The following is a 12,477-nucleotide window of genomic DNA, read 5'->3' on the forward strand; positions in this document are numbered from 1 at the left end:
GGGGATCAGGTGACGGGGATGCCTGGGTTGGCGAGGGCCTTGCCGCCGGTGATGGTGTTGGAGCGGTCGATGGTGACCTTGCAGGTGGAAGCGTCGTAGTTGGTGATGTTGAAGGCGTACCGACCGGCGCCGGTGGCACCGGTCAGGTCGGACTTGTTGTTGCGGAAGACCGTGCCGCAACCCCAGCCGTCCTCCTGCATGTGGGTCTCGAAGCCGTTGTTGGTGGTGTTCTTGCCGGTGTTGTTCTCGATCACGTAGTTGTTGCCCTTGACATCGATCCAGCTGTCGTCGTAGTTGGCGCCGGTCAGCCCGCGGCCGTCGAAGCTGTTGCCCGCGACCTGGCCGCCCTTGGTGCCTTCCTTCAGGTCGACCGCCTCGCCGCCGACGTCCGGCCCGATCGTGTTGTCGAGGATCTGCACGTTGTCCGACTTGTCGTCCAGGCCACCGGCGCTGCCCACGTACACGCCTTCACCCATTCCGCGGCCGTCGTTGCCGGTGTCGTAGATCTTCGAGTTCTTGATCGTTCCGTAGGTGCTGCTGTTGCGGAAGTGCACGCCCTCCATGTCCAGGCCGTGCACGGTGACACCGTCGATCAGCACGCGGGTCGCGTTGTCGATCATGATGCCCTTCTGGCCGCCGGTGACGGTGATGCCGGACACCTGCCAGTAGCTCGCGCCGTTGAGGTGCAGGCCGTACCCGCCGCCGGCGGTCAGGATGGCCTTCGATGAGCCGGTGAGTTTGATCGGTGCTGAGGAGGTACCGGACACGGTGGTCTTGAAGTTGCCGGTATAGGTGCCATCGGCAAGCTTGATGGTGTCACCCGGCTTGGCGGCGGTGAGGGCCGTCTTCAGCTGGGCCGCGGTGGAGACATTGATGGTCGTGGCTGGGTCGGTCGGGTCGGTGGGCTCGGTCCCGTCGGTCGGGAAGTCGTCGGGGGTGCGGATCCGGTCGCGGATCCAGACGCCGGCCTGCTTGAGTACCGAAGTACCGGTGAAGTTGTTGCCGGCGCAGGTGCCTTCCTTGAACACCGCGCCCGAGCGCTCGTCGTCGGAGAAGTTCCAGTTGGTCCAGCCGATCTTCTTGCTGGCCAGGAAGTCCAGGTACTTCTGTGAGTAGGCGAAGTCGTTGGCGCCCTCACCCTCGTAGTTCTGGGTGCCGAACTCGGTGACGAACAACGGGATCTTGTCCGCGGCCCGCGACAGCGCGTTGAAGTAGTCGTCGTGGTGGGATGCTGCGTAGAAGTGGAAGGTGTACATGATGTTCGAGGCGTTGACCGGGTTGTTGATCACGTCGGCCTCGGTCCGGCTGTCGGAGACGCCGAGCGACGCCCAGCCGTGGGTGCCGACGAAGACGACGCCGTCGGGGTCCTTGGCGCGGATGGTGGGGATCACTTGCTCGGCGTACGACTTGATCTTGGCCCAGCTGACACCGTTCGGCTCGTTGGCGATGTCGTAGGTGATGTTGTTCTTGTCCTTGTGCCGCTCGGCGATCTCGGCGAAGAACGTCTTCGCCTTGGCGGTGTAGACGTTGGGGTCGCCGGGGGTGAGCTGGTGCCAGTCGACCAGCGCGTACATCCCGCGCTTGGTGGCTTCCTCGATGTAGCCGTGCACCAGGTCGGTGAACTTGCGCGGGTCGGTCTCGTAGCCGTCCTCGCCGCGCGCGACGTACATCGAGATCCGCAGGATGTCGGCGTTCCAGTCGGTGGCGAGCGCGTCGAGGGACGCCTTCTTGATGCAGTTCGCGTACCACTGGATGCCGTGCGTGCTCATGCCGCGCAGCTGGATCGGCTTATCGTACTGGTTGCAGAGCTTGGTACCGCAGACATGCAACTGTCCGTTGATCGAAACCGGTGTGGCCGCGGCCGGGGTGGGGGCGGTGGTCGTACTGGCGGTCGCGCTGGTGGTGACGAGGGCTGTCGCGGCCAGCGCGAGAGTCGACACCAGGGCGAACCAATGGGGGCGGTTCATGGTTCCTCCTACTGCGTCAGGGGCGGGGACGAGAGGGGTTCTTACTAGTTATTAGGAAAGTTTCCTAATAGATTTCCCGGAAAGTTAGCCTTGATGCGAGGTGCTGTCAATCGGTCGCGAAGAGTGACCGGGACAAATCCCGTGGGGCGGAACGTGGGCGCTTTGCTAGGCCGTGTCGCGGGAGGACCAGCCCGCTTTGAGGGCGGCCAGTGTGACGGCGATCGCGGGGCGTCGGGCGGTCGCTGTGCGCCAGACGGCGTACAGGCGGCGGCTTGGTGCCGGCTGCAATGGGAGCGCGATCACGCCGTCTGGAAGGGTTCCGCGGCCGAGCCGGGGGAGGAGGCCGATACCGATGCCTCGGGCAAGCATTGCGAGCTGGGTCTGGTACTCCGCGATCGAGTAGGCGACCTCTGGCTGGACGCCGGCCTTGCGCATCGTGCGGACCAGCCATTCGTGACAGATCGAACCGGCCGGTTGGCAGATCCAGCGCTCGCCGACCAGGTCCTCGGCGCGCACGACCTCCTTGCCGGCCAAGCGATGCGAGGCTGGGACCAGGACGTCGGCTGGATCGGAGCCGAGCTTGACCCTGGAGAGATCCTCGGGGATCGCGATCGGGGTGTTGTGCCAGTCGTGGACGATGGCGATCTGGATCTCGCCGCGGGCGACGGCGGCGACGGCCTCGACCGGGTCGCTCTCTATCACCGTGACGTCGAGTGCGGGGTTGTCGGCTATCAACTGAGGCAACACTGCCGGGAGCAGTCCGCGCGCGGCGGTCGGGAAGGCGGCGATCGCCAGCGAGCCGATCGCCTGGCCGCGCTGCTCTTCCAGGGTCAGCTCGGCGGTTTCGACCAGTTCGAGGACCTTCGATGCGGTGGCGGCGAGTTGCAGGGCCGCGTCGGTGAGGACGATCCCGCGGCCGCGCTTCTCGATCAGGATCGTGCGGGTCTCGCGCTCCAGCTTGGCGAGCTGTTGGGAGACGGCCGACGGGGTGTAGCCGAGTGCCTCGGCGGCACTGCCGACCGAGCCGTACGTCGCGACGGCGTGCAGCGCGCGCAGGCGGCCCAGATCGATCATGTAGCACTCCTACAGTGTCAGCGGTAGCAATCTTCGCTGGTCCTTAACTGTAGCCCAGCCCAGACTTGCTGACATGAACCCTCGTCACGTCCTCCTCGCCCTGGCTGCCGTGGTCGTCTGGGGCGTCAACTTCGTCGTCATCGAGGTCGGCCTGGAAGGCTTTCCGCCGCTGTTCTTCTCCGCGTTGCGCTTCTTCTTCGCGGCGGTACCGGCGATCTTCCTGCTCGGCCGGCCCCGGGTCGCGTGGCGGTACGTGATCGCCGTCGGCCTGGCGCTCGGGGTGGCGAAGTTCGGCTTGCTCTTCATTGCGATGGACCACGGCGTACCGGCCGGCCTGGCCTCGCTCGTCCTGCAGTGCCAGGTCGTCTTCACGTTGCTCTTCGCAACCGTCGTACTCCGCGAGCGCCCGCGCCCCGCACAACTCGTTGGCATCGCGATCGCCTGCTGCGGCCTCGGCCTGATCCTCATCGACCACCAACTCGCCGCCCCGGTCGGAGCCCTAGGCCTGGTGATCTTGGCCGGCGCGAGCTGGGGAGTAGCCAACGTCGCCACCAGACTGGGAAAGCCCCAGGACACCCTGCGCTTCATGGTCTGGGTCAGCGCCGTCGCCGTCCTACCCCTGCTGGGGCTCTCGTTGCTGACCGAGGGTCCAGGCAACGATCTTGATGCCCTGCGCACCATCGACCTCACCGGCGTAGGCGCGCTCGCCTACCTCTCCTTCGCCTCGACCCTCTTCGGCTTCGGCATCTGGGGCTACCTCCTCCGCCAGTACGATGCCACCACCGTCGCGCCCTTCTCCCTCCTGGTTCCGGTCGTCGGGATGGCCGCGGCTCGGGTGTTGCGGGGCGAGCAGGTCGGGCTGCAGCAGGCGATCGCGGCGGCCCTGGTCATCGGCGGCATGGCCTGCACAGTTGTCCGCAAACGGACGGCTAAGGCTGAGACAGCTCCGCCCGAGCGCGCATTAGTGCGAAGCCCAGTAGGTTGAGGCCTCGCCATTGGGCCGGGTGGCCGGCGCGGTCGTCGTCGGCGGCGAGGCCGATGCCCCAGATGCGGTCGACGGGGCTGGCCTCGACCAGGACCCGGGAGCCGGTGCCGAGCAGGTAGTCGAGGAGGGGCTGGTTCTGGCGGAACTTGTGGATGTTGCCTTCGACAACGAGTTTCATCCGGTGGTGTTGCCAGATCTCGGTGTCGAAGCCCTCGACCTCGCGGCCGATGGACTTCGCCTGCTGGGGGTGGCCGGCGGCGAGGATCCGGCGTACCGAATCCTCGTCGTCGAAGAGGCGGGCCTTGGCAGCCATCATCCAGTGTTCGGCGGTGGGGTAGCGGACGCCGTCGACGGTGAAGGGGGCGTGGTACCACTGGCTGAGGCAGGTCGCGCCGATGCTGCCGTCGCGGTTCGGGGTGTCGCCCCAGAAGAAGACGTACTTGTAGTGCTGCTCCTTGGCCAGGCCGTCGAGCAGATCGGCGGTCGAGAGCGGAGTATCGGCTGTCACTCGTACTGGTTGGCCGGCGGAGTGACGTTCTGTACTCCGGTGATGGTCAGCGCGGCGACGTCGCCGTCCGTGCGCTTGGTCGGCTCGGCCCACTGGCCGGTCACGGTGACCCACTGGTTCTTGGGCGGCGATGCCTGGCCGCGGGCCTCGACCATGAACGCAGTACCGTCCGCGACGCAGCAGGTCAGCCCGATGCGCGACACGTACCAGGCGCCGTTCTTGCCTGGCGTGACGAATCCGGTGAGCTGGAAATTACGTCCCTTCATGCTCTCCTTCTCCCAGACGGCCCAGACGGCGTAGTCCCGCACCGCCAACGGTACCGGGGCTGTGCTGTCCGCGCTCTGCGCGAGGAAGGAGTTGCCTTTCGGCGCGATCGGTCTGGCCGCCACCGGCGACTGGCGCTGGGCCGCGTCGGCGCCGAGCGCGGGCGGATCGACGACGAGCAGCGCGAAGATCGGTACTACGAGCAGCCACGCCGCACGTGGCAGCAGGTGCCCGTGGCCGTGCCCGTCATCAACGTGGTGATCATCGCCAGGCTTCTTGCGGGTGTCGGCGAGGACGTCCGCGACGGCGAGGATGATCAGGATCGCGCCGGCTGCCAGCAGCATCCAGCGCATCCCGGGCTTCACGTACCGCAGATAGGTGTTCGAGGTGGCGAGCTGCACCACCGCCGCACCGACGAACACGACGACCAGACCCGCGACATTGCGCCTCACAGCAGCCACCACCCGACGAGAAGACTGGACACGATCGCGACCACGAAGGTGGCCGGCGCGAATCTGACGGCGAACTTCGGCCCGAACGTCCCGGTCTGCAGCGCGATCAGCTTCACGTCGACGATCGGCCCGACCACCATGAACGCCAGCCGCGCCGTGAGCGAGAACTGGGTCAGGCTGGCGGCGACGAACGCGTCGGCCTCGGAGCAGATCGCGAGCAGCACGGCGAGCAGGCCGAGTACGACGACGGAGACGAGCAGGTTGCTGGCGACATGATCGAGCCATTGCCGCGGTACGACGACGTTCAGCGTGGCCGCGGCAGCCGCACCGACGACCAGGAACCCGCCCGCGTGCAGGAAGTCGTGCAGCATCGACGAGCGGAACACCTCGAGCTTGCTGGTGCCCTCGGCGTGCCGGTTCTTCGGCATCTTCAGCCAGCTACTGCCCTTGCCGGTCAGCAGCCACAGCCATCCGAGGATCATCGAGACGCCGAGCGAGGTGACCGCCCGCGCGATGACGACCTTCGGCTGGCCGGGGAATGCAACGGCGGTGGACGCCAGTACTACGGGGTTGATCGCCGGCGCGGACAAGAGGAAGGCGATCGCTGCAGCTGGCGTGACGCCGCGATTCATGAGGGCGGCCGATACCGGGACTGAGGCGCACTCGCAGCCGGGCAGGACGACGCCGGACATGCTGGCGACCGGTACGGCGAGGGCCGGGTGCTTCGGCAGCGCTTTGGCGAAGAACGATGCGGGGACGAACGCGGTGAGGGCGGCGGAGAGGAGTACGCCGAGGACGAGGAACGGCATCGCCTGGACGGTGACTCCGACGAACATGGTCGCCCAGGTCCGTACGCCGTCGTCGGTGAACAGCCCGGCGAAGATCTTCCGGCCGAAGAGCGCGAGCCCGACGAGCACGACCAGCGTCAGGGTGAAGGCGATCGACGATCCGGCCGGCTCCTTCTCGTCCGGCGCCGTCGGCTCGGGTGGCGGGCCGAGCGGCGCGGCGGGATCTGCCGTCGGGACGGCGGAATCCCGCTCCTCGGTGGCCTCAGGCGTCGTCATGGGCGGCATCCTGACACAGCGGAACGCACCCGGACGAGCACACGACGCGGCCGTGAAATGAAAATCAGCGTCATTCCGCCGAATAGTCGCAACACCCTCTACGCCCTTGTCGGAGCAAGAGATCGGCGAGCGTGTTCAGGGGCGACGTGGCAGGGTGGGTGCTATGGATGCTGACGTCGTACGGGCCGTCAATCGACTCACTTCGCGCTGGGTCCGGTCGTTGCAGCCGGGCAATACGGTCGTGTCCGGGCTCGGGCTGTGGCCGCTGCTTGCCATGCTGGCGACGGCGGCGGATGAGCCTGGGCGTGCTGAGCTCGCGGAGGCGGCTGGAGTCGATGCTGCTAGCGGTGCTCGCGAGGCGGTCGAGTTGATGGCTGCCGTCGACAGCGCGGCTGATTTGCATGCGGCGCTGGGAGTTTGGGTTCATGAGCAGTTGAAGTTGAGTGAGTCGTTCGACTCCGTAGTACCGGCTGCTTTGAGTGGGACGCTGACGGGTGATGCGGGGGCTGACAAGGCGAAGCTTGATGCTTGGGCGGCGGAGCATACGGATGGGTTGATCCGGGAGATGCCGCTCGACGTGACGCCTGACCTGGCCGTCGTACTGGCGTCGGCGTTGTCGCTGCGGACGACCTGGGTGCGGGCGTTCAAGGAGCAGGTCAAGCGGCAGCACGACGGGCCGTGGGCGGGTGGGTCGTGGCATTGGCTGGAGCGGAGTGATCGCGATCTGTCGTCGGTTCGCCTGTACGACGGGGTGACGGTGGTGACCGTCGTCGGCGATGCCGATGTGGATGTGTTGCTCGGGATCGGCGCGGCTGAGGCTTCGTCTGGGGACGTGCTGGCCGGATTGCTGGCGGCGTCGCTTGCTGTGGACGGCGGTGTGGGTGGTGCGGAGTTGCTTGCTCGGGGTGGGGCAGCGCCGGGGGTGAGTGTCGGGACGACGACTGCGCCGGCGCCTGAGGTGCGGGTGTCGTTGCCTGCGTTCAATGTGCAGGTCGAGCATGATCTGTTGGCCTCGCGGGAGCTCTTCGGGCTGTCCGCGGTGACCTCGCCGCCTCGGGGTACTGGGCATTTCAGTGCGATCAGCCCGGAGCAGTTGGTGGTCGGGCAGGCTCGGCAGACTGTTCTGGCGCGGTTCTTCGCGACTGGGTTCGAGGCCGCCGCGGTGACGGCGATCGGGTTGATGCGGGCGTCGATGCAGACTTCCCGGTCGCAGCGGCTGGAGGTGTCGCTGGATCGGCCGTTCGGGTTTGTCGCCGTACACCGTGCGTCGCGGCTGCCGGTGGTGGCTGGGTGGATCGATCAGCCGACAGAGCCTGCGTAGAAGAGCTTGTTGAGCAGGGCGGATGCTTCGTCGACTCCTGTTTGATCGCCGGTCAGCAGTAGGTCGAAGAGGAGTCCGCGGGAGGCGGCGAGGCCTAGGCGGGCATACGCCGGTGCTTGGTCTGCTGGGAGGCCGGCTCGAATACAGAGGTCGATCAGGGGTGGCAGCCAGACGTTGATCAGGTCTGCCTTGAGGGCCTCGGTGTGGGGGAGGTCCTGCATGGCGTGGGCGGACAGCTCGAAGAACAGCGGGCCGTAGATCAGGGCGGCTTCGGTGATCTGGCGCCAGAACCGCTCGGACAGCTCTTCGATCGGTACTTCGTTGTCGAGGGTGGCGAGCAACTCGCGCTGCTGTGCCTCGACCGTGCGGACCACCTCGGCCAGCAGCCCCTCGCGGGAGCCGAAGTGGTAGATCAGCATCCGGTGGCTGGTACCGATGTTGGTCGCGATCGAGCGCAGGCTGGCGTCGCCGATGCCGTTCTTCGCGAAGTACTGGATCGCGTCGGTCAGTAGGGTTTCGCGGCTCACGCCTGCTCGCTGACCTTCTTCAGGCTCGCGCCTTCGACGGCGATGTACTCCCTGGTCAGCTTGGCGAGCAGCTTGCCGAACACCCAGCCGAGCGGGCCTTCCTGGATGATCGTCGCGGTCACGACGGTGCCGTCGGGGGTGTCCGCGACCCGATGGCCGCCGGTGGTCTTGATGCCGGGGGCTTTGGAGACCCATTCGAAGTACTCGCCCTCGACCAGCTCGGTCACCTCCCAGACGGCGACCGGGAGCTTGGGCTGGCGGATCCGGGTCCGGGCGCCGAGGTGGATCCGGCCCTCGTCGAGCCGCTCGACACTGCTGATCGTCGGGGTCCACTCGGGCCAGTTGGCGACGTCGCTGAAGATCGCCCAGACGCGGTCGGCCGGGGCCTGGACGGTGACGGAATGATCGAAGCGCATGTACCAAATGGTACATCTTTTGGGTTAGATGTCGATCAGATACCAGGTGGTGAGGTGCTCGTGCTCCGGGCGGCCGGGTAGGGTCTGGCCCATGGCTGACCACAACGTCACGGAGAACGAGCAGGACCCGGGCGCAAGCACGCAGATGTTCCGCGCGTTCGTCAACGAGGCCCAGGCCGAGCCCACGACCGCCCCCAAGGTCAACGGCCGCACCCTGGCGATCGTCGGCGGCGTCGTCGTCCTGATCGCGATCATCGCCGCAATCCTCGTCCTCTGACCGAAGCTCCACCCCGATGCCCACCGTCGACATCCACGTCGCACGGCTTTTCATCGACCCCTCGCGTCGAGCCGAGCTCCCTGAGTGAGCGCCGCCTTCGTGATCAGCCCTCGCCGAGACGGGCTGGAGATGGTGGTGAGGGGCGCTTGGTCCGCTGAGGCCGCGACGGCTTTCCGGGCCGAGCACGTGGAGAACCTGGTTCTCAATGACGGGCTCGGCTTCGAGGCACCGGATCTGGAGTTCCTGCGTGACCTGCCGGTACGCCGCCTGGTGGTGATCTGCCGTTCGCTGCCATCCTTCGAGCCGATCCACACTCTGCCGCTCGAATCACTGCAGTTGGTCACGGACCACAAGCTCCCCATCGACCTGAGTCGGCTGCCGTCCCTGACCAGTCTCTCGGCCGACTGGCCGCAGGTCCGCGCCACGATCAGCCACGGCACTCGGCTGGAAGACCTGTACCTAGGCCGCTACGCAGAGCCGAACCTGTTGCCGCTGGCGACCTCCCCGCGCCTCACCAGGCTGGTCATGAAGGATCGCCCCAGGCTGACCTCGCTGCAGGGCCTCGAGAACTTCTCGTCCTTGACGACGCTGGGCATCCATCTCGCCTCCTTCCTGACAGACTTCTCCGCCCTCCGTACCGCGTGCTCCCTGCGAGAACTCCAGCTGGAGTCGTGTCGCCACCTCACCACCCTCGACGACCTCATCAACCTGCGCGCCGTCGAGTACCTCAACCTCGGCGACTGCGGCGAGATCGCCACGGCCGCCCCACTCAGCCACCTGACCAACCTCCGCAGCCTCCACCTCTACGGCACCACCAAGTTCCTGGACGGCGACCTCACCGCGCTGACCGCTCTCCCGCACCTGGAAGACCTACGCCTGATGAACCGAAGGCACTACGCCCCAACAGTGACCGAGATCCGGGAGCAGCGGGCGCGGGCATGTGAATGATCACGCCGATCCCGTGCGGCGCCCGCGACCCCTTCGACTCGATGCTCACCCGCCTGGCGCCGTTCCTGATCCCAGACTCCATCCCTGGCGCCTGACCGTGGTCGAGCGTGCCGGGTGGCGGGGAGGGAGCGTTGAGGTGGTGGCGGGTGGGCAGCCGGGGATGTTCAAGGCCGAGCAGGTGGTCAGCGAGGCGCAGGCGCTGTTCGCGCTGAAGGTGTTCCGGGAAGACGGCCGCCTCGATTCGGAGCAGGTGTGGGAGCGGCAGTCCTAGTGCGGGTTCGGCGTCGGGGGTACGAGGGGTGTGGGGTCGGTCGTCAGGGTTCTGATGCTGTTTGCCGAGGGTCGTTGACTGGGGGCGGTCGGCGGATGGAGCATGGGGGCTCGGCTAGGGAGGTCAGATGGCGGACGTGGTCAGGGCGGCGTTGGTTCAGACGAACTGGACCGGGGACCAGGAGTCGATGACTAAGGCGCATGAGGAGTATGCGCGGCAGGCTGCGGCGGCTGGGGCCAAGGTTATTTGCTTTCAGGAACTTTTCTACGGGCCTTACTTCTGTCAGCTGCAGGATCCCAAGTTCTATGAGTACGCCGAGAGTGTGCCGGGGCCTACCACCGAGCGGTTCCAGGCGCTGGCCAAGGAGTTGGGCATGGTGATGGTGCTGCCCATGTACGAGCTGGAGCAGGCGGGGGTGTTGTACAACACCGCCGCGGTGATCGATGCTGATGGCAAGTACCTGGGGAAGTACCGGAAGAACCATATTCCGCAGGTGAACGGGTTCTGGGAGAAGTTCTACTTCCGGCCGGGGAACCTGGGGTATCCGGTGTTCGATACCGCGGTCGGCCGGATCGGCGTGTACATCTGTTATGACCGGCACTTCCCTGAAGGGTGGCGGGCGTTGGGGTTGGCGGGGGCGAAGATCGTGTTCAATCCGTCGGCTACCAGCCGTGGGTTGTCGTCGTACCTGTGGAAGCTGGAGCAGCCGGCGTCAGCAGTGGCCAATGAGTACTTCATCGGGGCTATCAACCGGGTGGGGATCGAGTCGGAGTTCGGGGACAACGACTTCTACGGGTCGTCGTACTTCGTGGATCCGGAGGGTAAGTTCGTGGGGGAGGTCGGGCACGATCATGACCCCGAGCTGATCGTCCGGGACCTGGATCTGAGTCTGCTCGACACGGTGCGGGACCGGTGGCAGTTCTATCGGGATCGCCGGCCGGATGCTTATGGGGATCTGACCAAGCCGTAGCCGAAGGGGACACGCGAATGTCGTTGCTGGTCAAGGGTGGGACCGTCATCGGGCCGACGGGTGCCCAGAAGGCTGACGTGCTGGTCGACGGGGAGAAGATCGTCGCGCTCTTCGACCCGGAGTACCGCCAAGAGGTCACGGCCGACGAGGTGATCGATGCCAGCGGCAAGTATGTGATCCCGGGCGGGATCGACGCGCACACGCACATGGAGCTGCCGTTCGGCGGTACGGCGGCCAGCGACACCTTCGACACGGGAACCCGGGCGGCGGCCTGGGGTGGTACGACGACGATCATCGACTTCGCCGTCCAGCGTACCGGCGAGGTCGTGCAGGACGGACTCGCCGCCTGGCATGCGAAGGCCGACGGCAACTGTCACATCGACTACGCGTTCCACATGATCCTCGGTGGCGTCGACGACGAGTCGCTGAAGGCGATGGACTCGCTGGTCGGCGAGGGGATCACCAGCTTCAAGCTGTTCATGGCCTACCCGGGCGTCTTCTACTCCGACGACGGGCAGATCCTGCGGGCGATGCAGACGGCGCGCGAGAACGGCGCGATGATCATGATGCACGCGGAGAACGGGATCGCGATCGACGTCCTCGTCCAGCAGGCCCTCGCTCGCGGTGAGACCGACCCGATCTACCACGGGATCACCCGGCCGGCCGCGCTGGAGACCGAGGCGACGAGCCGCGCGATCACCCTGGCGGAGGTCGCGCAGGACTGCCCGCTCTACATCGTGCACCTGTCGGCGAGCGGTGCCCTGGAAGCCGTCGCCGCAGCGCGCAACGACGGCCGCAACGTCTTCGCGGAGACCTGTCCGCAGTACCTGTACCTGACCCTGGAAGACCAATTGGGCGCACCCGGGTTCGAGGGCGCCAAGTGGGTCTGCTCGACGCCGCTCCGGAGCAAGCACGAGCACCACGCCAGGGACCTGTGGAAGGGCCTCAAGACCAACGACCTGGCCGTCGTCTCGACCGACCACTGCCCGTTCTGCTTCAAGGACCAAAAAGAACTCGGCCGAGGGGACTTCTCCAAGATCCCGAACGGCATCGGCGGCGTCGAGCACCGCGTCGACCTCGTCTACCAAGGTGTCGTCGACGGTCAGCTGAGCCTCGAGCGCTGGGTCGAGACGATCGCCACGACGCCGGCCCGGATGTTCGGCCTGTACCCGCAGAAGGGCATCGTCGCGCCCGGCTCGGACGCCGACCTGGTCATCTACGACCCGAACGGCACCACCCGGATCGGCGTCGAGACCCACCACATGAACATGGACTACTCGGCGTACGAAGGGGTAGAGATCGCGGGCCGGGTGGGCACAGTCATCTCCCGCGGCGAGGTGATCGTGGCTGACGGCAACTACCATGGCCGCAAGGGCCGTGGCCGTTACCTGAAGCGCGGCCTCTCGTCCTACCTGCTCTAAGAACAAGGGGAG

Annotated in this window: 14 protein-coding genes; 7 read left to right on the plus strand and 7 right to left on the minus strand. The window is 66.5% G+C overall.

The genetic code is table 11. The annotated features are described in order from the left end of the window. Nucleotides 1-5: 5 nt before the first annotated feature. Together AB0M15_RS38920 and AB0M15_RS38925 are read right to left on the minus strand one after the other, a co-directional pair. Nucleotides 6-1,967, minus strand: a complete 1,962-nt coding sequence (locus AB0M15_RS38920; protein ID WP_363831184.1) for a cellulase family glycosylhydrolase — start codon at nt 1,965-1,967, stop codon at nt 6-8. A gap of 165 nt (nt 1,968-2,132) precedes the next feature. Continuing rightward, a complete protein-coding gene (locus AB0M15_RS38925) occupies nt 2,133-3,041 on the minus strand; it encodes a LysR family transcriptional regulator (protein WP_363831188.1) in 909 nt (302 codons plus the stop codon). 73 nt (nt 3,042-3,114) lie between these two features. Between AB0M15_RS38925 and AB0M15_RS38930 the strand changes: the two genes are divergently transcribed. Then, on the plus strand, nt 3,115-4,026 hold the full coding sequence (locus AB0M15_RS38930; protein ID WP_363831191.1) for an EamA family transporter: 912 nt from the start codon (nt 3,115-3,117) through the stop codon (nt 4,024-4,026). Here the strand turns inward: AB0M15_RS38930 and AB0M15_RS38935 are convergent. The 3 genes from AB0M15_RS38935 to AB0M15_RS38945 are packed head-to-tail and all read right to left on the minus strand — an operon-like array spanning nt 3,971 to nt 6,314. Further along, on the minus strand, nt 3,971-4,534 hold the full coding sequence (locus AB0M15_RS38935) for an NADAR family protein (RefSeq protein ID WP_363831194.1): 564 nt from the start codon (nt 4,532-4,534) through the stop codon (nt 3,971-3,973). The two genes, AB0M15_RS38930 and AB0M15_RS38935, sit on opposite strands and share 56 nt — an antisense overlap. Then, nucleotides 4,531-5,250, minus strand: coding sequence for a TIGR03943 family protein (locus tag AB0M15_RS38940; protein WP_363831198.1), 720 nt, complete (start codon nt 5,248-5,250; stop codon nt 4,531-4,533). Before AB0M15_RS38940 ends, AB0M15_RS38935 begins: the two co-directional genes overlap by 4 nt. Further along, nucleotides 5,247-6,314, minus strand: coding sequence for a permease (locus tag AB0M15_RS38945; protein ID WP_363831201.1), 1,068 nt, complete (start codon nt 6,312-6,314; stop codon nt 5,247-5,249). The genes AB0M15_RS38940 and AB0M15_RS38945 overlap by 4 nt, the downstream gene beginning before the upstream one ends. Before the next feature lie 163 nt (nt 6,315-6,477). On the opposite strand from AB0M15_RS38945, the gene AB0M15_RS38950 reads away from it, so the two are divergent. Beyond that, entirely contained in the window at nt 6,478-7,635 is a 1,158-nt protein-coding gene (locus tag AB0M15_RS38950) for a serpin family protein (protein ID WP_363831204.1), read from the plus strand. On the opposite strand, the gene AB0M15_RS38955 is transcribed toward AB0M15_RS38950, so the two are convergent. Both AB0M15_RS38955 and AB0M15_RS38960 read right to left on the minus strand, forming a co-directional pair. Then, nucleotides 7,614-8,162 (minus strand): TetR family transcriptional regulator, encoded by a 549-nt coding sequence (locus AB0M15_RS38955; RefSeq protein WP_363831207.1) that lies wholly within the window; start codon nt 8,160-8,162, stop codon nt 7,614-7,616. The genes AB0M15_RS38950 and AB0M15_RS38955 overlap by 22 nt on opposite strands. After that, on the minus strand, nt 8,159-8,578 hold the full coding sequence (locus tag AB0M15_RS38960) for an SRPBCC family protein (protein WP_363831210.1): 420 nt from the start codon (nt 8,576-8,578) through the stop codon (nt 8,159-8,161). The genes AB0M15_RS38955 and AB0M15_RS38960 overlap by 4 nt, the downstream gene beginning before the upstream one ends. Nucleotides 8,579-8,669: 91 nt before the next feature. Here AB0M15_RS38960 and AB0M15_RS38965 point away from each other — a divergent pair, with 91 nt between their 5' ends. From AB0M15_RS38965 to hydA, 5 genes are all read left to right on the plus strand, one after another. Further along, nucleotides 8,670-8,855: a hypothetical protein gene (locus AB0M15_RS38965; protein WP_363831214.1), complete on the plus strand. Its 186-nt coding sequence runs from the start codon at nt 8,670-8,672 to the stop codon at nt 8,853-8,855. A gap of 84 nt (nt 8,856-8,939) precedes the next feature. Beyond that, nucleotides 8,940-9,803, plus strand: a complete 864-nt coding sequence (locus AB0M15_RS38970; protein WP_363831217.1) for a hypothetical protein — start codon at nt 8,940-8,942, stop codon at nt 9,801-9,803. A gap of 136 nt (nt 9,804-9,939) precedes the next feature. Beyond that, a complete protein-coding gene (locus AB0M15_RS38975; protein WP_363831220.1) occupies nt 9,940-10,074 on the plus strand; it encodes a hypothetical protein in 135 nt (44 codons plus the stop codon). 127 nt (nt 10,075-10,201) lie between these two features. Continuing rightward, entirely contained in the window at nt 10,202-11,044 is an 843-nt protein-coding gene (locus tag AB0M15_RS38980; protein WP_363831223.1) for a nitrilase-related carbon-nitrogen hydrolase, read from the plus strand. A 17-nt stretch (nt 11,045-11,061) separates the two neighbouring features. After that, nucleotides 11,062-12,465, plus strand: coding sequence for a dihydropyrimidinase (gene hydA / locus AB0M15_RS38985; RefSeq protein ID WP_363831227.1), 1,404 nt, complete (start codon nt 11,062-11,064; stop codon nt 12,463-12,465). The last annotated feature ends 12 nt before the right edge of the window (nt 12,466-12,477 follow it).

This window comes from Kribbella sp. NPDC051718 (assembly GCF_040681515.1).
In the GTDB taxonomy this organism is placed as follows: Bacteria; Actinomycetota; Actinomycetes; order Propionibacteriales; family Kribbellaceae; genus Kribbella.

What these genes read in the sequence shown, in the direction of transcription:
- hydA (WP_363831227.1), top strand. Translation starts at nt 11,062, where the DNA reads ATGTCGTTGCTGGTCAAGGGTGGGACCGTCATCGGGCCGACGGGTGCC.
- AB0M15_RS38965 (WP_363831214.1), top strand. Translation starts at nt 8,670, where the DNA reads ATGGCTGACCACAACGTCACGGAGAACGAGCAGGACCCGGGCGCAAGC.
- AB0M15_RS38930 (WP_363831191.1), top strand. Translation starts at nt 3,115, where the DNA reads ATGAACCCTCGTCACGTCCTCCTCGCCCTGGCTGCCGTGGTCGTCTGG.
- AB0M15_RS38980 (WP_363831223.1), top strand. Translation starts at nt 10,202, where the DNA reads ATGGCGGACGTGGTCAGGGCGGCGTTGGTTCAGACGAACTGGACCGGG.
- AB0M15_RS38960 (WP_363831210.1), bottom strand. Translation starts at nt 8,578, where the DNA reads ATGCGCTTCGATCATTCCGTCACCGTCCAGGCCCCGGCCGACCGCGTC.
- AB0M15_RS38945 (WP_363831201.1), bottom strand. Translation starts at nt 6,314, where the DNA reads ATGACGACGCCTGAGGCCACCGAGGAGCGGGATTCCGCCGTCCCGACG.
- AB0M15_RS38925 (WP_363831188.1), bottom strand. Translation starts at nt 3,041, where the DNA reads ATGATCGATCTGGGCCGCCTGCGCGCGCTGCACGCCGTCGCGACGTAC.
- AB0M15_RS38920 (WP_363831184.1), bottom strand. Translation starts at nt 1,967, where the DNA reads ATGAACCGCCCCCATTGGTTCGCCCTGGTGTCGACTCTCGCGCTGGCC.
- AB0M15_RS38950 (WP_363831204.1), top strand. Translation starts at nt 6,478, where the DNA reads ATGGATGCTGACGTCGTACGGGCCGTCAATCGACTCACTTCGCGCTGG.